Raw genomic sequence first — 18,543 nt, forward strand, 5'->3', positions numbered from 1 at the left:
CGAAGGAGAGCCGGATGGGCCGACAGTTTCCCCGCACGGCCGTCGCCCTGACCGTCCTCGTGGCCGGGCTGCTGACCGGCTGGAACGCCCCACTCTCAGTGGCCCAGCAGTCCCCTGACGCCTGGTCGGGGGAACACCGGGCGGTCCTGCCCTCCGGCCTCTCCGTCCAGCTCGAATTCGCGGCCACCCCGGGCACCGAGGTGGCCGCCGCGGCCGGCGAACTGGCCGACCGCTCCGGCGGGGGGCGTGCGGCCGGGCCGTACACGGACGGAATGCGCCCCGGAAACCCCGCGCAGACCTTCAGCGTCACCGAGAACCGCCCGCAGACGGACGGATCCTGGCGCACCGTCGGAACGCTCCGGCTCGCCTTCTCCCGACCGGTCCGTAACCCCCGGCTGCACCTCAGCGGATTGGTCGCGCTCGCCACCGGGAAGTCGGGCACCACCAGCACCGCGGCCCGGCTGACCCTCACCGGCGGCTCACCCGCCGCCCCCACCCTGGTCAACCGCACCGACTGGCCCGGATGGACGGTCGACGCCAACGCCCTTGCGCCCGTCGGAGCCGACGGCAGCTCCGACGGCGCGGCCGGCTCCGCCTCCGAGGGCACCCTGGAACTCGTCGGCACCCTGCGCACCGCGGTCTTCCGGATCGAGCAGCGCTCCACCGCCCGGGCCGGCAGCACCACCGCCCCGCCCGTCCTGCGCCAGGCCTACACCGTCACCGTCGACGAGGACCTCGGCACTGCCCCGCAGAACTACGGCAACGCCTCGCACGTGCTCTCCGACCTGTTCCTCGGCGCGGACGCCGCCAACGCTGCGCACCGCACCCGCTCCCGGTCCGCCGACGACCGGGGCACGGCCGGGCCGACCGGCGAGCCGCTGGTCCAGCTCGACCACGGGGCCGGCCGGCGCAGCGTCTTCGCCAGCCCGCCGCCCCCCAAGCTCCAGCCCGGCCGCGGCGAGTACCAGGGCGCCGACCCGTCGATCGGCTTCCCCACCGAGGCCGCGATCGGCCGCTACTACCGGCTCACCGTCCCGGTGGCGGTCGGCGACCAGCCCGCGACCCTGGCCGGCTGGATCGACTTCGACCACAGCGGGCGCTTCGACCCCGCCGAGCGGGTGCAGACCGAGATCCCGGCCGGCGCCGACACCGCGACCCTGGAATGGACCGTCCCGACCGGCGCCGGCTCCGGCGACACCTGGGCCCGGCTGCGGATCGCCCGCGACGCCAGCCAACTCGTCCCCTCCGGCGGCTTCGCCGACTCCGGGCAGGTCACCGACCAGCGGATCAAACTGACCGTCGGCGCCGCCCGGCCCGAGATCGCCGAACCCGTCGACGGCGCCGTCCTCGCCGAAGCCCGTCCGCGGGTCCACGGCGACGGAGCGGTCGCCGGTGCCTCGGTGGAGATCCGGGACGGCGACGCCACGGCCTGCCGGGCCCGGGTCGAGCGCGGCGGCGACTGGTCCTGCCGGCCCGGTGAAGCGCTCACCGCGGGCCCGCACTCCCTCACCCCGGTCGAGATCACCAGCGGTGGTGTGGTGCTGCGCGGCGAGGCCGTCCGGGTCACCGTGAAGACGGCGCCGCCCGCCGCGCCCGTCCTCACCCTCCCGGAGTACACCAACGACCCGGGGATCCAGCTCACCGGTACCGGCGAGGCGGGCAGCACCGTCGCGGTCACCGACCAGGCCGCCGAACTGTGCCGCAGCGCCGTCCGGGCGGACGGCCAGTGGTCCTGCCTGCCGGTCGAGAACCTGGTGGACGGGCGCCACCTGCTCACCCCCGTCGCGGTCGACGCGGCCGGGAACCGGACGGCCGGGCAGGCGGTCGCGCTGGTCGTCGACACCGTCCCGCCGGACAAGCCGGTGCTCGGCTCGCCGGCCGCCGGGGAGACCCTGCGGGTCAGCCGGCCGACGTTCACCGGGCGGGCCGAGCCGGGTTCGAAGGTGCTGGTCACGGCGCGGGCGGGCGGCTCGGCGGCCTCGGGGTCGACTTCGGCCTCGGGTTCGGTCTCGGGTTCGGCCTCGGGCGAGCGGACGGTGCTGTGCGGGACGACGGCGGCCCTCGACGGCAGCTGGACCTGCACCGCCAACCGGGACCTGACGGACGGGCAGCAGTGGCTGGTCGTCACGGCGACCGACCTGGCGGGGAACGGGGCGGCGGCGGACGCGGTGCCCGTGCGCGTCGCGGCGGCGCCGAGCCCGTCGGCGTCGAGCCCGTCGGCGTCGGCTTCGGCGTCGACTTCTGCGGTGCCGGGTTCGGGGGCGTCGGTTCCCGTGCGGCCCAGCCCCGCGGCCTCGGTGCCGACCGTGCCGACCGTGCCGAGCCCGTCGGCGTCGGCTTCGGTGCCGATCGGGCCGAGTCCGAGCGTGGCGGTGCCGGTGCTGCCCTCGGCCGGTGCTTCCGCGCCGGTGGCCTCCTCCGTACCGTCCCGTCCCGCGATGTCGCCCACGTCCACGTCCCCGTCCACGTCCACGTCAACGTCCCCGTCCACGCCTTCGATCCCGGTCACCTCGTCGCCGAGCCCGGTTGTGGGGGCGGCGCCCGATGCGTCCGTGCTCGCGCCGGTGCCGGTGGGCGTGCTGCCGATTGCCGTTCCGGCGGCGGCCGGGCCGTCCGCTGCTTCCGTCACCCCGACCGTCCCGACGGTCCCGACCGCCACCACCACCTCCGCCGGTTCCGTCCCTCCGACGCTCCGTACCGTTCCGTCCCTGGGTGCCAGTCCGTCCCGGGCGGCCGTCGGCGTCGTGGCGTCGTCACCGCCGCCGTCACTGCCACCGCCCCTGTCAGCGCCTCCGTCACCGTCACCGTCATCGACGCCGGTGGCGGCCGAACCGCTCGGGTCCGCCGGGGAGAGTGCCGGGCAGCTGCCGGCGCCGCCCAGTGCGTCGCCCGTGGGGGCGGCCGCGGAGGCCTCGCAGGCGGCGGCCGCTCGGTCCACCGCGAGCGGTTGGCGCGGTGGGGTCGCCGCTGGCCTGCTGGTGCTCGCCGCCATCGGGCTGATCACCCGCCGGGTGTTCGCCCGTGATGGCGGTGTCCGGCGGCGCTGACCTGCGCTGAACCATCCCGACCATCCATTCATGTGCCTGCGCGTCAGGTCGGCTTCGGACGATTCGTCAGCAAATGTCGACACACCTCACCTCAAATGTCGCATTTGATGACGTATGAACTTAGCCTGATCTTGGCACTGCCCGTCAGATCCGGGCCGCCCGTTGCGCGACACACCGACCCCGAGGATCCGTGCATGGACGTCACCCGCGATTCTTCGCAGCGACCCGACCACCTGCCCAAGGCGCTCCCACCGGCCTTGCCGGAACGTTCCGCCTCCGGCGCCAGCCCGCTGGCCACAGCCACCGCCACAGCCACCGTCACGGCCGCCAAGACGGCCAAGCCGCTCGGCCCGGTCGACGGCGGCCCCGCGACCACTCCGCTGGTCGTCGTCCCCGGCCCGGCCTCTGGCGCCTCCGCCGACCTGCGCGATCCGCTGGAGGCGGCCGCCCCGGAGACCGCCGAGATCCCGGAAGCCATCCAGGTCGGCGCCCCCGCGGCCGCCACCTCCCGCCGGCCCCCGCGCGCCGACCAGGCGGTCCGCGAGCACGGCGCCACCGCCCTGCCCGGCTGGATCGCCCTGCTGGTGGTGCTGGTCGGCGTGGCCGGCGTGCTGCTGATGCTGCTGCGCGACGGCGTCATCCCGTACTGGGACGCGCTGCCCGACCTGCGCAGCGCCGCCGCGCAGGCGAGCGGCCAGGCCGAGGTGGACGCCAAGTCGGTCGCCGCGGTCAGCGCGGTCGGCCTGCTCGTGGTGTTCGCGCTCGCCGGGCTGCTGGCCAACGCGGGCGGCGAGACCCGGGTGCTGACCCGCTGGGGCCGCTACCGGGGCACCGTCCGCCGTACCGGCCTGGTCTGGGTCAACCCGCTGCTGCGCCGGCGCCGGGTGGACGTGCGGCTGCGGCACTGGCGCAGCGAGCCGGTCAAGGCGGTCGACCGGACCGGCACGCCGATCGTCGTCCGGCTGCTGATCGTCTGGCGGGTCAAGGACACCGCGCGGGCGCTGCTGGCGATCGAGGACCACGAGAGCTACCTGCGCGAGCAGGTCCAGGCGGTACTCACCCGCACCGCGTCCATCCTGCCGTGCGACAGCAACGCGGCGCCCGGGCCCGCGCTGCGTGACGGGCAGTGGTTCGCCGACGAGCTGACCAGAGCACTGGCCGCCGAGGTCGCCCCGGCGGGCCTGGAGGTCTACTCGGCGCAGCCGCTGGCGCTGGACTACGCGCCCGAGGTCGCCGAGTCGATGCGCCGCCGCCGGCTGGCCGACCTGGACGCGGGCCTGCGGACGGTGCTGGTGGACGACGCGGTCGAGGCGGCGGCGCTCGCCGTCCGGCGGCTGGAGCGCGCCACCGCCCACGAACTGGACGAGGCCGCCCGCAGCGCGCTGATGGAGCAACTGCTGGTCGCCTTCGTCGCCCCGGCCGGAGTGGCCGCCTCGGTACCGCCCCCGGCCGCACGGGCCGGGCGGAAGGAAGGACGACCCGCATGAGGATAGCCACCGGCGCGTACGCCGATCCCGGTCTCGACCTCGACGCCGATTTCGACGCCGCCCTCGACCGGGGCCTGATCGGCTTCGAGGAGAGCACCGGCAGCATCCCCGCGATCGCGGGGTGCGGCTGCCCGAACTGCGCGGCCCGGCCGCGCACCGCCCGCCCCGCGGCGGGGACCGGCGGCAGCCGAATACACCGCGCCGTGCGAAGTACCTGCCTGGCCACCACCGTGCTGGCGGGCGCCGGCGTGGTCGGCCTGACGGCCGGTGCCGGGTCCGCGCACGCCGCGGCCGGGAAGCAGGGCTGGGACGGGTCGAAGTACTGGTTCAAGAACGGCGCCGGCGAGTGGCGGTGGACCAGCCACTACGACGTCTACGCGGGCCGCACCGGCCAGTCCGGCGGCTCGGGCGGCTCCAGCGGTGCCAGTGGCAAGGCGGCCGCCGTGTCCAACGGTTCGGCCTCCTCCGCTTCCTCCTCCGGACTGCGCCAGGGCTGGGACGGGTCGAAGTACTGGTTCAAGAACGGCAGCGGCGAGTGGCGGTGGACCAGCCACTACGACGTCTACGCGAGCCGCACCGGCCAGTCCGGCGGCGGCGCTGATCCCGCTCCCGCCCGGCCCGCGGCCACGCCGTCGGCGGACCAGGCACCGGCCTCCGGCAGCATGGAGGCGGCCATCGACTACGCGCTCGCCCAGCTGGGCAAGCCGTACGTCTGGGGCGGCAACGGCCCGTCAGGCTACGACTGCTCGGGGCTCGTCCAGCAGGCCTACCGGCGCAGCGGGATCAGCCTGCCGCGGGTGGCCGACGACCAGTACGCGGCCACCACGCCGATCAGCGCGGGGCAGCTGCGCCGCGGCGACCTGGTGTTCTGGTCGGACAGCGGCCGGGCCTCCGGGATCCACCACGTGGGGATCTATCTGGGCGGCGGCAAGTTCGTCGAGGCGCCCCGGCCCGGCAAGACGGTCCGGGTCTCCACTCTCAACTCGGGCTACTACCCGACCCACTTCGGGCGGCCGTAGCGCCGGGGCGCACCGGGCCCCCGACAGCGGCGTGCTGTCGGGGGCCCGAAGCGCGACCGTGGCCACCTGGTCGTCCCCGCGGATGCATCGGGTGCGCAGTTCGGGCCCGATCCGTCAATGGGCCGGTGCGCCAAGCGCGTTGGCCGTCCTTTTCCGGGCCGATTCGCCGACCGCCCGGAAAGTCGCCCGGATTTCGTCGACGGTGCCGGCGCGGGCCCTCAGATCGGCGGGGCCGACGGTCATCCTGCGGGTGTTACCGCCCGGGCCCGGATTGTCTGCGGAATCGAGGGCCGGGCGCGCGTACTTCTTCCGGTCCTCGTCGTCGAAGAGCCCGTCCCGGGCGGGATTCCCGGCGATGCCGCCGCCGTGGTGGATTCGGCGTTGAAGTCCCGCTCCGCGTCAGGTCGTTCGTGGACCAAGTCCGTCACTGCGGACGGCGTTCCCAACCGGGCGGGGTTCGCCGGGAACGGGCGCAGGCTGCGAACGGGCCCGGGTGGGGGCGGGTTCGCAGCCTGCGGGTGGGGCGGGGTCAGGCGGAGGCGGCGTCGAGGAGGGCGGTCTGTTCGGGGGTGAGCCGGAGCGTGGTGGCTGCCAGCAGGGGCGGGAGCTGCTCGACGGTGCGGGCGCTGGCGATGGGGGCGGCGACCGTCGGCCGCCCGGCCAGCCAGGAGAGGGCGACCGTGGCGAGGGCGACGCCCTGCTCCCCGGCGACGGTGTCCAGGGCTGCCAGCACCTTCGGGCCGCGCGGGTCGTCCAGGTAGCGGGCGGCGCCCTCGGAGCGGGCGCTGTCGACGCCGGGGCCGCCGGGGCGGTACTTGCCGGTGAGGAACCCGGAGGCGAGCGCGTAGTACGGGACGGTGGCGAGGCCGTGCTCGGCGACCACGTCGGCCAGCGGGCCCTCGAAGGTGCCGCGCGAGACCAGGTTGTAGTGCGGCTGGACGGCGACGTACTTGGCCAGGCCCTCGCGGTCGGCGAAGGCCAGCGCCTCGGACAGCCGCTCGGCGCCGATGTTGGAGGCGCCGACCGCGGCGACCTTGCCCTCGCGGACCAGCTCGTCCAGTGCGGTGACGAACTCCTCGACCGGGGTGTCGTCGTCCCGGTGGGTGTAGTACAGGTCGATCCGCTCGACGCCCAGGCGGCGCAGCGAACCCTCGGCCGCGGCCTTGATGTTGGCCGCGCCCAGACCGCCGGCCTCGGGGTGCATGCCGACCTTGGTGGCGATCACGACGTCGTCGCGGTTGCCGCGGCTGCGCAGCCAGTTGCCGAGGACGGTCTCGGACTCGCCGCCGGTGTTGCCCGGGGCCCAGGCCGAGTAGACGTCGGCGGTGTCGACGAAGTTGCCGCCGGCCGCGGCGTAGGCGTCCAGGACGGCGAAGGACTGCTGCTCGTCGGCCGTCCAGCCGAAGACGTTGCCGCCGAGGGAGAGCGGGAAGACGGACAGGTCGGAGGCGCCGAGGCGGACCCGGCCCGGGGCGTCGCTGTGGTTTCCGGTCATGGTCGGATTCAACCGGATCGCACTGGGCGGCATTCCGCGTGTCGGGCGGACTTCACGAGGATGTCGTACCGCCGTTGCGCGACCGGGTGGTGGGGGTCGCGCAGGAGGGGTCCGGGGTGTCCGTGAGGTGGGCGGATTCGTTAGAGTCCGTGCCATGGCTGACAACGACTACGACCCCGCCGGCAGCACCCAGATGTTCCGGGCGTTCGTCGACGAGACCCCGGCGGCCCCGCAGGCGCCGGGCACCGTCTCCACCTACGGCCGCAGCAACAGCGGTGGTGGTGGCCGCACCGGCGTGATCGCGCTGGTCGCCGTCATCGTGCTGGCCGTGTTGGGCGGCGTCATCTGGCTGGCGGTCAAGTGATCCTCGCGCGGGTGACCCGGACGAGGGTCACCCGCGCGACGGAAACCGGTGCGCCGAGGACCGGTGCGCCGGTGCTCAGCAGGGCTTGCGCCAGGCGTCCAGGTCGAGCTTCTTCTGCATCGAACTGAAGCCGAGCGACTTGGCCTTGGCGCAGAACTGGTCCGTGCCGAGCTTGTACTCGACGTGGAAGACCGCCTTGCCCGCCTTGACGAACGGCGCGACCCGGTCGCACTCGTCGAACTGCGAGCACTCCTCGTTGACCGCGAAGTCGAAGTCCGGCAGCAGCGCCGGGATCTGGTCGAGGTCGTTCTTCAGACCGATGGCCAGGCCGCGTTCGTGGGCGAGCTGGGCCAGCATGCGGTTGTACTTGATCTGGTCGTCAGGAGTGAGCGGGAAACCGCTGTTCTGGTTGTAGGCCTCGATGGTGTCCGGCTCGATGGCGTCGAAGCCCTTGCTCTTGCACATGTCGAAGCGGGCCGCCATCAGCGGCTTGAGCTGGTCGAGCTTGCGGATGTCGAACCACTTCTCGCCCTTCCAGCCGGTGTCGGAGCCCTGCAAGGACTTGGCGAAGGCCGCGGAGTCGGGGCGGAAGTTCTCCCAGGAGCCGGCGTTGATGTAGCAGATCACCTTGCGGCCCTTGGCGTGCAGCGCGGCCACCACCGAGGCGTCGTTCTCGAAGCCGTCGATGTCGTAGACCGGGACGTCCACGGACTGGTCGACGGTGCCGCCGAGCTGCCACTGCCAGGCGAGGCCCGGGGTGGGCTGCCAGCGGGCGCCGGCCGGCTGCGGGGCGGTGGTGCCGCCGGGAGTTCCGCCCGGGGTCCCGGGGGTGCCCGGGGCGGTGGTGGCGCCCGGGGGCGTGGTGGCGGCGGGCGCGGTGGGCGAGCCGGGGGCGCTGGGCGTGCCGGGGGCCGGGGGTGTGGTGCCGGCGTCCGACGGGGTGCCCGGGGTTGCGCTGCCGTCCGGGGTGGTCGGGGCGGTGGCCGCGGGCGGGCTGCTCGGGGAGCCGTCGGCCGAGGAGCCGTCGTCGTCCGAGCCTGAGCTGCTGCACGAGGTCGCCAGCAGGGCGGCGGCGATGGTGATGGCGGCCGGCAGGAGCCGGGTACGGCGGTTCACGGTAGTCGAACTCCGGATCGGGTCAGGTCAGTTCAGCAGCGGTCAGGCCGTAGGGCAGGGTGCGCCAGGGGTTCTCCCCGGCGCCCGGTACGGCGCAGCCGACGCCGGCCCGGCGGGCGGCGATCAGCGCGGTGGCGTCCTCGGCGTGTTCGGCGGGGACGTCGTACACCAGGTGGCAGAAGCGGGAGGCCGCGTGGCGGCCGGTCCACAGCGGGAGCGTCATCGCGCGGTACGTGTCCCAGTCGCCCTCGAAGGTGACCAGCAGGTCGGCCAGGCCGACTTCGGCGTACCCCGGGTCGGGGTGCTCGCCGTGGCCGAAGACCACGGTGCCGCAGCCGGCCGCGCGCGCGGCCGTGGCCAGCCGCCGGTAGTGCGCGAGGGCGCCCGGGTGGGTGGCCACCTGGTCGAGGTAGACGCCGGTGATGTCGTGGCGTTGACGGTAGGTCAGGATGTCGGCGACCACCGCCGCGTGCGGTCGGCGGCCGTAGTCGGTGTCGGTGTAGCCGACCAGCGGCACTCCGGCCGCGCGGAGTCGGTCGGCGGCCTCGGCGAAGACGTTGTCCGGGTTCTCGCCCGGCCCGTCGGCGAGGTTGAGCACGACGGCGGCGATCCGGCCCGGGTCGGCGGCGGCGACCGCCTGCCAGGCCGCCGGGTCCACCGCGGGGTGGACGTACAGCGGCACCAGCAGGCGGCCGTCGGGGATGATCCCGCCGGTCATGCGACGACCGGTGGGGAGGCGGGCTCGGCGGTGCTGAGCCACAGGTCGCGCAGGGTGTCGGCGAGGTCCGTCTCCGGGTGCCAGTCGAGCTCCCGGGCGGCGGCCGACACGTCGGCCTGCTGCCAGGAGACCGCGGCCGAGCGCTCGGAGCCCGCCCCGCTCTCGTCGATCCGGCCGGTGAAGCCGGCCGCGGTGACCAGCCCGTCCGCGATCGCCCGGACCTGCCGGGCCTGCCCGGAGGCGAGGTTGAGCACCCGGGGGAGCGGACGGTCCGCGGCGGCGGCCAGGCCGACCGCGCGGGCGATGTCCCGGGCGTCGACGAAGTCGCGGTAGGCGGAGAGGTCGCCGACCGTGATCACGCCGTCGGCGCCCTCGGGCGCCACCCGGAGCAGCTCGGCGGCCAGCCGGCCGGGCAGCGAGCCCGCCGGTGCCCCCGGGCCGACCGGGTTGAACACCCGCAGGACCACGGCGTCCAGCGCCGAGCCCGCCACCGCGAGGGAGCCGGCCAGCTTGGTCGCGCCGTACACGCCGACCGGGCGGGCGTCGGAGTCCTCGGACAGCGAGCTGCCCGCCGGACAGACGCCGTACTCGCCGGCCGAACCGATGTGCACCAGCCGGGTCTTCGGGGCGCCGAGCTGCAGCGCCTCGCAGAGCACGGCCGGGCCGCGCGCGTTCACCTCGGCGAGCTTGACCGCGCTGCCGGCCACCGCGCCGGCGAAGTTGACCACCACGTCGGGTGCCAGCGCGGCGAGTTCCTCGCCGAGCGGGCCGGCCTGGGCGGTGGCCAGGTCCAGCCGGAGGTCGTGGGCGGGCCGCCGGCCCGCGGTCAGCACGGTGGCACCGGGCAGTGACCGCAGGACGGCGGTGGCGTGACGGCCGAGGAAGCCGTCGCCGCCGAGGAGCAGGATTCTCACGCGGCCCGTCCGTCACTCTGGGCGCCCGCGGTGGCGGGAGCCTCGGCCGTGTCGTCCGGGGCGGTGCGGGCGGCCGGGATCGGCAGCTCCGCCGCGCCCTGGCCGGCGCCGGCCGACTCGAAGGGCATCAGCACCGGTCGGATGGACGAGAATTCGGCGTTCGCCCGGTCGTAGTCGTCCGGGCGGCCGATGTCCAGCCAGTAGCCGCCGAAGTCGTACGCGGCGGGCGGGGTCTTGGCGGCGAGCAGGTCCAGCACCAGCTCGTCGAAGCCCAGCGGCAGGCCGGGGGTGTACTTGGCGAGTGCCGAACGGGACACGCCGTACACGCCCATCGAGACGCGGTAGTCGATGCTCGGCTTCTCCTGGAAGCCGGTGATGCTGCCGGACTCGGCGGTCAGCACACCGAAGTCGATCTTCACCTGACGGGCGTAGGTGGCGATGGTGAGCGGCGCCCCGGACGCCTCGTGGTGCTTGAGCACCCCGGCGAAGTCCAGGTCGGTGAGGATGTCGCCGTTCATCACCAGGAAGTGCTCCGGCAGGCGGTCCTGCATGGTGAGCAGCGGGCCCATGGTGCCGAGCGGGCTGTCCTCGACGGCGTAGCCGACCCGCAGCCCCCACTGGGAGCCGTTGCCGACGTACGCGCGGATGATGTGGCCGAGGTGGCCGATGGCCAGGGTGACGGTCTTGAAGCCCGCGGCGGCGAGCTGGCGCATCACGATCTCCAGGATCGCGTGCTGGTCGCCGATCGGGACGAGCGGCTTGGGAAGCGCGGTGGTGTACGGGCGGAGGCGGACGCCCTTACCGCCGGCCAGGATCACTGCATGCATGGTGTTTCCCCCACGGAAAGGATGTGCAGGACACGAACCTTGGTTACCAGGACGGGCATTGATCGCTACGGCGGTCAGACGTTGTAGATGTCGGTCTTGTAGCGGGCCAGGTTGGCCGGGTCGCGGAAGAACTCGATGGTCTGCTCCAGGCCCTGCTCCAGGGTGAACTGGGGGGCCCAGCCGGTGGCCTCGCGCAGCCGGGTGGCGTCCGCGACCAGGCGCATGACCTCGGAGTTGGCCGGGCGGATGCGCTGCTCGTCCTCCTTCACCAGGAGGTCGACGCCCATCAGCTTGCCGACCAGGGAGACCAGGTCGCCGACCGAGATCTCGCCGCCGGTGCCGGCGTTGAAGGTCCTGCCGACCACGGTCTCGGCGGGAGCGGTGCCGACCGTGCGGAACGCGTGCGCGGTGTCCTTGACGAACATGAAGTCGCGGGTCGGGCGCAGGTCGCCGAGGGTGATCTCGGTCTCGCCGGCGGCGACCTGGGCGATCACGGTCGGGATGACGGCGCGCATCGACTGACGCGGGCCGAAGGTGTTGAACGGGCGCAGGGTGACGACCGGGGTCTCGAAGCTGGCGTGGTAGCTGTCGGCCAGCCGGTCCCCGCCGGCCTTGGAGGCGGCGTACGGGGACTGGGTGTTGATCGGGTGGTCCTCGGTGATCGGCACGGTCTGCGCGGTGCCGTACGTCTCGCTGGTGGAGGTGTGCACCAGGCGCGGGATCTCCTGGTGGCGCACCGCCTCCAGCACGTTCAGGGTGCCGGTGACGTTGGTGTCGACGTACGAGTGCGGGGCCCGGTAGGAGTACGGGATCGCTATCAGGGCGGCCAGGTGGTAGACCGCCTCGGTGCCCTTGACCAGGCCGTTGACCGAGCCCGGGTCCCGGACGTCGCCGAGGACGATCTCGACCGAGTCCAGCACCTCCTTGGGCAGGGTCTCCAGCCAGCCGAAGGACGAGAAGGAGTTGTACTGGACCATGGCCCGGACCTGGTGCCCGTCGGCAACCAGGGACTCGACGAGGTGGGAGCCGATGAAGCCCTCGGCTCCGGTGACCGCGACGCTGCTCATGCGTGATTCGCTCTCTCGATTTTGGGAACGGCCGGACTCCCGGTGGCGACCGGCCGGTGGTGGTTCAGCTGTGCCGTGAAGCGTGTTCGGGTGAAGCGTGTTGCGGTGAAGCGCGTTGTGGAGCGTGTTCAGGTGGAGCGGGTCCAGCGGTGCACGCGAATTGGGCGTGCGTGATTTCGGTGTTCAGCGGTGCTGGGTGGTGCGGCCGAGCGCAGGCCCGGCGATGGCGGTGAGGAGCAAGGCGGCCGCCCCGCAGCCGATCAGCTGCAGGACGATCGGATCCGCACCGGTCAGCAGCCCGGCGCTCTCGGCACCCGCGGCGGCCAGACAGATGAGGGCGGTGCTCCAGCTGAACCCGAAGGCGTTCAGCAGCAGCGCCAGCCAGAGCGAGCCGCCGAGGAGCAGCATCGCGCCGAGCTGCGGCACGCCGAGCGCGGGGGCGCCGGGCCACAGCACGGTCGTGGCGGCGTCCAGCGCGGCCACGGTGGTGAGGTAGATGAACAGGCAGCCGAGCAGGATCCCGCCGGTGCGGCGGGTGAACTGCCCGCTGGTGTGACTGGTGCGCAGCGCGGCCACGGCCATCGCCCGGTAGCGGAAGAGCAGCCACTCGGCGAGGCCGAGACTGAGCGTCAGCGCGATCATGGCCGGTCCGGTCGGGGTGGCCTTCGCGCCGTGCGCGGCGCCGGTCTGCACGGCCTGGTGGATGGTCTCGCCGAGGCCGGCGATCAGCGTGAGGGTGCCGCAGGCCAGGCCGAACAGCAGGTGCGGGACCTCCTGGCGGATCGGCAGCTTCAGCTCGACGGACTCCTTCTCGCCGCCGCGGATGCAGAACAGCAGCTCCCGGGCGGCCAGGCCGACCGCCAGCACCAGCGAGACGAGCAGCACGACCGTCCGCACGACCTGCGGGACGTCCGCGGCCAGCACCACGCCCGCGCCCACCGAGGCCGGAACCAGGGCCAGCAGCAGGAACTTCTCCCGCCCCAGCACCAGCAGGACGGTGGCCGCGCCCAGGTACAGCGACTGCCCGGCGGCGAAGAAGAGCGCGCCCAGCGGCCCGCCGACCACGTACGCCGCGGCGGACGCGACCAGTGCGCCCAGCGGCGCCCCGAGGGCCAGGCAGATCGCGGCCTCGCGACGCCGCAGCCGGCCGAGCCAGCGGTACGAGCGGTGTGCCAGCGCCTGGTTGAAGCCCCAGCTGACCAGCGTCGCGACGGACAGCGCGAGCATGCCGGAGGGCAGGCCGAACCGCATCCGGGTGGCCGCGAACAGGTTGGCGCCGAGCAGGTAGCCGAGCCCGGGCAGGGCGAACACCAGGCCGCGCACGACGCAGCGCCAGGGGTCGGCCCGCCACGGGTTGGCGAACTCGGAGCTCGGGCCGGGATATCGGCGCTCGACCTTCTCGAACAGCTCCTCGGCGAGGGTGAACGAGTCTGGGCGGCCGTACAGCAGGGCAGCCTGCTCGTCGGAAAGGCCGTCGGACTCCAGGAACGCGGCGATCTCGTACGGGTGGACGGCATCGGCGCAGATGTCGTGCAGCCGCTCGGCGAGCTCGTCCAGCGGATCCGCGGAGAGGTCGAGCTGCTCCTCGGGCTCGGGCTGGGCCGGCAGGGCGGGGCGGCGGCGCTTGAGCGGCAGGGTGCGCAGCTGCATCGTCCGCTCGGAGCCGCCCTCGTCCTCCACGAGCCGCAGGGGCCCACTCATGCTGCCACCTCGCTGCGCTCGGCGGCCGCTTCGCGGTACACGCACCTGTCGATGGTTCTCTCGCTCCGCTCGTTCACGCGCCCCCCGCTGCGCTCGGCGGCCGCTTCGCGGTACACGCACCTCTCGATGGTTCTCTCGCTCCGCTCGTTCACGCGCCCCCCGCTGCGCTCGGCGGCCGCTTCGCGGTACACGCACCTGTCGATGGTTCTCTCGCTCCGCTCGTTCACGCGCCCACCTCGCTGTGCTGGGGCTGGGCGGCGGCGAGCTGCTGGTCCCAGTCGGTGGTGGGGGGCTGGTCGGTGACGGCCACCACGCCGTCCGGCATCCAGCGGGCGGTGCCGAGGAGTTCGGTGTAGATGCCCCGGAAGCCGTCGATGTTCTGGCGGAGCGTGAACTGTTCGATGACCCGCAGCCGGGCCTGTTCGCCCAGGCGGGCGCGCCGTTCGGCGTCGCGCAGCAGCTCGATCGCGGCGGCCGCCATCGGTTCGGGTTCGCGGGGAGGGACGACGAGTCCGGTGTCGCCGACGGCTTCGCGGACGCCGCCGACGTCGGTCGAGACGGTCGCGCGGCCGCAGGACATCGCCTCGATCAGGGTGAACGGGAAGCCCTCGCTGATGCTGGAGAGCATGACCACGTTGCCCGCCGCGTACGCGTCGGTGATGTCGGCGACGCGGCCCTCGAAGGCCACCGAGTCGGCGATGCCGAGTTCGGCGGCCAGGGCTATGCAGCCGTCCCGGTAGGCCTCGCCGCCCTTGGGGGTTCCGCCGAAGAGCCGCAGCCGCGCCTCGGGGATCTCACGGTGGACGATGGCGAAGGCCCGGATCAGCGTCTCCAGGTCCTTGATCGGGTCGACCCGGCCGGCCCAGCTGAGGGTCGGCGTCTCGGGTTCGGGCCCGGCGGGCGGGAAGGCCGCCGGGTCCACGCCGTTGTAGACGGTGCGGATGTGGGCGGACGGCGTGCCGCCGCGCTCCTCCCAGCGCCGGTTGTACCGGTTGCCGGGGGTGACCAGCGCGGCCTGCCGGTAGCTCTCCTCGGCCAGCATCCGGTAGAAGCCGAGCAGCAGCGCCTTGACCGGCCAGCGGTACGGGCCGGTGCGGTAGCCGAGGTAGCGCTCGCGCAGGTAGATGCCGTGCTCGGTGAGCAGAAACGGTACGCCGTACTGCTGGGCGGCGATCAGCCCCGGCAGGGTGGCCAGCCCGCCGCTGGCGGCGTGCGCGACGCCGCCGGTGGGCGGTTCGACCGAGAGCGGCCGCAGGGCGTGCTCCAGCAGGTCGGTGGCGTTCAGGGCGTCGTGCATGGTGGGCCGGGAGACGGCGGTGGGCAGGTAGTCCCGGGTCCAGACGTGCTGGAGGGTGCGCAGGGCGCGCTCGCTGCGCAGCGCCGGGCTGAGCAGCCCGCGCCGGGCGAGGTCGGCGAAGCCGTACAGCTCGGTGCCGAAGTGGGTGGTGTAGACCGGATCGAGGATGGAGTGGAGGAAGCGCTCGTACGCGTTGAGGAAGCGCCGCATCTCCTTGCCGCGGGGCGGTCCGGCCTCGGAGGCCGGGCCCCACAGCGGTGCGGTCGTGACCGACCGCACGTTGGCGGGCAGTTCCCAGGCCAGCGGTTCCTGGCCGGTACCAGTGACGGCGATGACGTCGAAGTCGACGTCCGGCATGCCTTGAACGAGCTGGTCGCACCAGACACTCACACCGCCGTGCTGGTGCGGATACGTCCCCTCGGTGAGCAGGGTGACGCGCATCTCCTGTCCCCCCTCCTGTTCCTTGCTTCGGTGTCCGGTCTGGGTGGCCGGAACGGGACCCGAGGCAGGGCCGGACCGGGCGACCGGCCCGGCCCCGCCATCGGGTGCTGCGGGCTACCGGTTGCCGGAGCGTCCGGTGGTACTGGTGCCGAGCGAGGCCGCCCCCCCGGTGGCCTTACCGCTCTTGGCGGCAGCGGCGGTGCCGCCGTTGCCGTCGGTGGCGACGCCCTTGCCGGGCACCGGGGTTCCGCTACCGGGGACCAGGGTCGGGGCGCTGGTACGACCGGTGTCGCTCGGGCCCACCGGGACGGGAGTGGCGACGCCCTGCGGGACGACCTTCTTGTCCGCCGGGGCCGGGGCCGGGACGGACTTGGCCGCGACGCCGGGGGCGACGGCGGCCGGGGCGGCCGGGGTGCCGGCCGAGGGGAGCTGCAGGGAGACGCTGCTCTGCAGGGTGCCCGGGGACACCCAACCGGAGAGCGTACCGGCGTAGGACGAACCGAAGGCGGTCGATCCGATGACCAGCTTCTGAGAAGTTCCGGTCGGCATGGTGGCCTGGACCTGAACACCGGCCGGAGCGTTGACCGTGATGGTGTTGCCGACCCGGTAGCCGGTGACCTGGCCGGCCGAGACGGCCGAGTTCCAGGCGGCGCGGCGCTGGAACTCCAGGCCGATCTCGCGCTCGCCGAGGTTCACGATCGGGGTGTTGTCGGCGTGCAGCGACCGGTAGGTGCCGAGGATCTTCTCCAGCACCGGGTAGAGGATCCGGTCCTCGGACAGGTTCGACTGGTGGATGAAGTGCGGCCGCGGGTCGTTGCTCAGCACGTGCCCGAGGTCGATCCGGGCCTCCAGCGGCACGATGTACGACTGGAATCCGGTGTTGACGTCCAGCGGCTGCGTCAGGCAGGTGGAGTTGGCGTTGTTCTCACAGACGCCGCTGCCGCCGTTGGCCTTGCTGGTGTAGATCCAGTTGTACTCGTCGGCCTCCTCCTTCGCCGTGCCGGCGTTGTAGAAGACGTTCATCGGGTAGCGCGGCACGGTCAGCGTGGACGAGCCGACGGTCCGCTGGGCGGGCTCGCGGGAGGCGTCGCTGCCGGTGAACTTGATGCCGTTGGCGGCCAGCGCCGGCGCCAGGTTCGGGTTGTCGCTGGTCTCCTGCGGGGCGGTCAGCAGACCGGAGTGCTCGCCGGTGACCAGGGCCTGCGGGTCGACCTTCAGGCCGTTCTTGGCGGCCCAGTCGAAGTTGTCCTTGATCTGGCCCGAGATGGTGTTCTGGTCGGTCCAGACGGTCTTGCCCGAGGAGTCCTTGGTGCAGCGCCACGGCACCACGGTGACGTCCTGGACGCAGCCCAGGTACGGGTGGGTGTAGGTGTGGTTGACCCAGCGGTAGCTGTTCTGGTCGGCGATCATCTGGTTGGCCGTGGGGTCCACCGTGGTCTGGTGGTCGGCCTTCCAGTCCTCGCTGCCGCCACCGTTGAACACCATGTCCAGGGTGAAGTTGTTGGCGGTCTGCCACTGCTTGAGGTGCTGGGCGTCGTCCGGCGTCATCCGGATCGGGTTGGCCGTGTCCGGGGTGCCGGGCGGGCAGGTGACGTCGCCGGGGGTGCACTTGAGCACGGTGTCCCAGCGGTCGTCGGCCAGGAAGACGTCGTCCACGTGGGCCGCGAAGTAGTTGCGGTCGTAGCCGAGGTGGACGCCCTGGGTGATCCAGTCGACCATGCCGCGGGCCAGCAGGCGGTACTGCTGCTGGTACTGGTTGTAGACGAACGTGACGACCAGTTCCTTGCGGCCGTCGTGGGTGTACTCGCCGACCAGCGAACCGCGCGAGGTGGTGCTCGGGATCGCGGCGTCGACCAGCGGGACGAACGAGGCGCCGGCCGGCAGGGTGGCCAGTGGCGTGGCCAGGTAACCGTAACTCTCGCTGACGGTCGGGTCGTTGTCCTCGAACGGCACGCTGCCCTTCAGGTACCCGAACGGGCCCGAAGTGCCGGCCGTGGTGGTGGCTCCCTGGAATCCGTCCAGCGTGCCGTAGTAACCGGGATTCACCGCGTAGTTCAGCCCCACCGCAGGACTGGCGAACGTGTACGCGTCGATCTGCCGGATTCCGAATGCGGCTTCGTAGCCCGCGATGGCCGTCATCTCGGCCGCACTGTTGGGGAAGGGGTTTTCGTTGGGAAGGACGATGCCCTGGTACTTCCCGCGGGGCTGGCCGTTCACCGTGTCGCTGAGGAAAGCGGAGTTGATGATGGGACGGTTGGTGTCGTTGAGGTTGACGACCTTGTACGGGGTGCCCTGGTTCTTGAGTTCGGCGGTGATCGCCGCGACCGACGGGCCTCCGTCGTCGATGACCAGGATGGTGAGGTCGATCCTGGGCGGCGTGTCGCCGTGGGCCAGGGTGGTCTGCAGGCCGCTGGCCAGCAGAACTGCCGCCGCGCACGCGGCAACTCTTCGGGTCGCTCGACCCATGGTGATCCTCCCCTTGGGTAGGCGCCTCGCTGCTCAGCGCTCGCCTGCCCTGTAGCTGTTCGCGGGCAGCAGGCTGCCCGGCGCCCATCCTGGTCGAGGGGGGCCTCTGCGAGGGACCAATTGGGCGAGAGTGCAGCGAACCTGTTACCAACGTTCATGGCGAAGCCATGAAGGCGCCGATTGTGACCGGAACCGGACCGGCCATGCAAATAATGAATTGAGAATGAAAAAGCGGAAGCTGAGAGCTACACCTGGTTACCACCCGTGCGGCTTGGGCGGACCACCGGACACCTACACTGTCGTCGTCGCGCATGACACTCTTGCACATCTTGCCGACGCCTTGGGCAGGTTCATGCAATATCGGGCACCGCTGTGCCATGTGACAGTCCGAATATGCAATGGAGGTGCTCGTGCGGCCGATCGGCGGACCGAGTCCGGTGCAATCGGGGCCGGGCGGAAAGCGGCGCCGGAGCCGGTCGAACGGCGCTGGTCGGGCGCAGTCCCGGACTGCGCGGTGCGCTCGACGACCGTGATCCCGGCGGCTATTGGACGGTCGACGGGCGGGCGCCGCGGCCCTGTGCAGT

General features: G+C 73.0%; 13 protein-coding genes and 1 pseudogene. 4 read left to right on the plus strand and 10 right to left on the minus strand.

Annotated elements, in window-relative coordinates:
- Positions 1–14: 14 nt before the first annotated feature.
- From AB0O19_RS14210 to AB0O19_RS14220, 3 genes are all read left to right on the plus strand, one after another.
- Complete coding sequence (locus AB0O19_RS14210; protein WP_363619488.1) at positions 15–3,047, plus strand: Ig-like domain-containing protein; 3,033 nt, start codon at positions 15–17, stop codon at positions 3,045–3,047.
- 194 nt (positions 3,048–3,241) lie between these two features.
- Positions 3,242–4,534, plus strand: a complete 1,293-nt coding sequence (locus AB0O19_RS14215; protein ID WP_363619489.1) for an SPFH domain-containing protein — start codon at positions 3,242–3,244, stop codon at positions 4,532–4,534.
- Positions 4,531–5,553, plus strand: coding sequence for a C40 family peptidase (locus AB0O19_RS14220; RefSeq protein WP_363619490.1), 1,023 nt, complete (start codon positions 4,531–4,533; stop codon positions 5,551–5,553). Before AB0O19_RS14215 ends, AB0O19_RS14220 begins: the two co-directional genes overlap by 4 nt.
- A 529-nt stretch (positions 5,554–6,082) precedes the next feature.
- On the opposite strand, the gene AB0O19_RS14225 is transcribed toward AB0O19_RS14220, so the two are convergent.
- Entirely contained in the window at positions 6,083–7,048 is a 966-nt protein-coding gene (locus AB0O19_RS14225) for an aldo/keto reductase (protein WP_363619491.1), read from the minus strand.
- A 154-nt stretch (positions 7,049–7,202) separates the two neighbouring features.
- Between AB0O19_RS14225 and AB0O19_RS14230 the strand changes: the two genes are divergently transcribed.
- A complete protein-coding gene (locus tag AB0O19_RS14230; protein WP_350876437.1) occupies positions 7,203–7,412 on the plus strand; it encodes a hypothetical protein in 210 nt (69 codons plus the stop codon).
- A 75-nt stretch (positions 7,413–7,487) separates the two neighbouring features.
- Here the strand turns inward: AB0O19_RS14230 and AB0O19_RS14235 are convergent, their stop codons facing one another.
- The 9 genes and pseudogenes from AB0O19_RS14235 to AB0O19_RS14275 all read right to left on the minus strand — a co-directional run bounded on the left by AB0O19_RS14235 (position 7,488) and on the right by AB0O19_RS14275 (position 17,959).
- Positions 7,488–8,528 carry an endo alpha-1,4 polygalactosaminidase gene (locus AB0O19_RS14235; protein ID WP_363579766.1) on the minus strand — a complete coding sequence of 347 codons (1,041 nt, stop codon included), beginning with the start codon at positions 8,526–8,528 and terminating at the stop codon, positions 7,488–7,490.
- Positions 8,529–8,550: 22 nt separating this feature from the next.
- Positions 8,551–9,246: a spherulation-specific family 4 protein gene (locus AB0O19_RS14240; protein ID WP_363579765.1), complete on the minus strand. Its 696-nt coding sequence runs from the start codon at positions 9,244–9,246 to the stop codon at positions 8,551–8,553.
- Entirely contained in the window at positions 9,243–10,160 is a 918-nt protein-coding gene (locus AB0O19_RS14245; RefSeq protein ID WP_363619492.1) for an NAD(P)-dependent oxidoreductase, read from the minus strand. Before AB0O19_RS14245 ends, AB0O19_RS14240 begins: the two co-directional genes overlap by 4 nt.
- A 125-nt stretch (positions 10,161–10,285) precedes the next feature.
- Positions 10,286–10,987, minus strand: a pseudogene (locus AB0O19_RS14250) (sugar phosphate nucleotidyltransferase); the annotation flags it as partial.
- Positions 10,988–11,061: 74 nt separating this feature from the next.
- Positions 11,062–12,054: an SDR family NAD(P)-dependent oxidoreductase gene (locus AB0O19_RS14255; protein WP_363619493.1), complete on the minus strand. Its 993-nt coding sequence runs from the start codon at positions 12,052–12,054 to the stop codon at positions 11,062–11,064.
- A gap of 183 nt (positions 12,055–12,237) precedes the next feature.
- Entirely contained in the window at positions 12,238–13,755 is a 1,518-nt protein-coding gene (locus AB0O19_RS14260) for a hypothetical protein (protein WP_363619494.1), read from the minus strand.
- A complete protein-coding gene (locus AB0O19_RS14265) occupies positions 13,752–13,982 on the minus strand; it encodes a hypothetical protein (RefSeq protein WP_363619495.1) in 231 nt (76 codons plus the stop codon). Before AB0O19_RS14265 ends, AB0O19_RS14260 begins: the two co-directional genes overlap by 4 nt.
- Positions 13,979–15,493, minus strand: a complete 1,515-nt coding sequence (pelF, locus tag AB0O19_RS14270) for a GT4 family glycosyltransferase PelF (RefSeq protein ID WP_363619496.1) — start codon at positions 15,491–15,493, stop codon at positions 13,979–13,981. The genes AB0O19_RS14265 and pelF overlap by 4 nt, the downstream gene beginning before the upstream one ends.
- Before the next feature lie 114 nt (positions 15,494–15,607).
- Complete coding sequence (locus tag AB0O19_RS14275; protein ID WP_363619497.1) at positions 15,608–17,959, minus strand: hypothetical protein; 2,352 nt, start codon at positions 17,957–17,959, stop codon at positions 15,608–15,610.
- Positions 17,960–18,543 lie beyond the last annotated feature (584 nt).

Source organism: Kitasatospora sp. NPDC091276 (assembly GCF_040684355.1).
In the GTDB taxonomy this organism is placed as follows: Bacteria; Actinomycetota; Actinomycetes; order Streptomycetales; family Streptomycetaceae; genus Kitasatospora.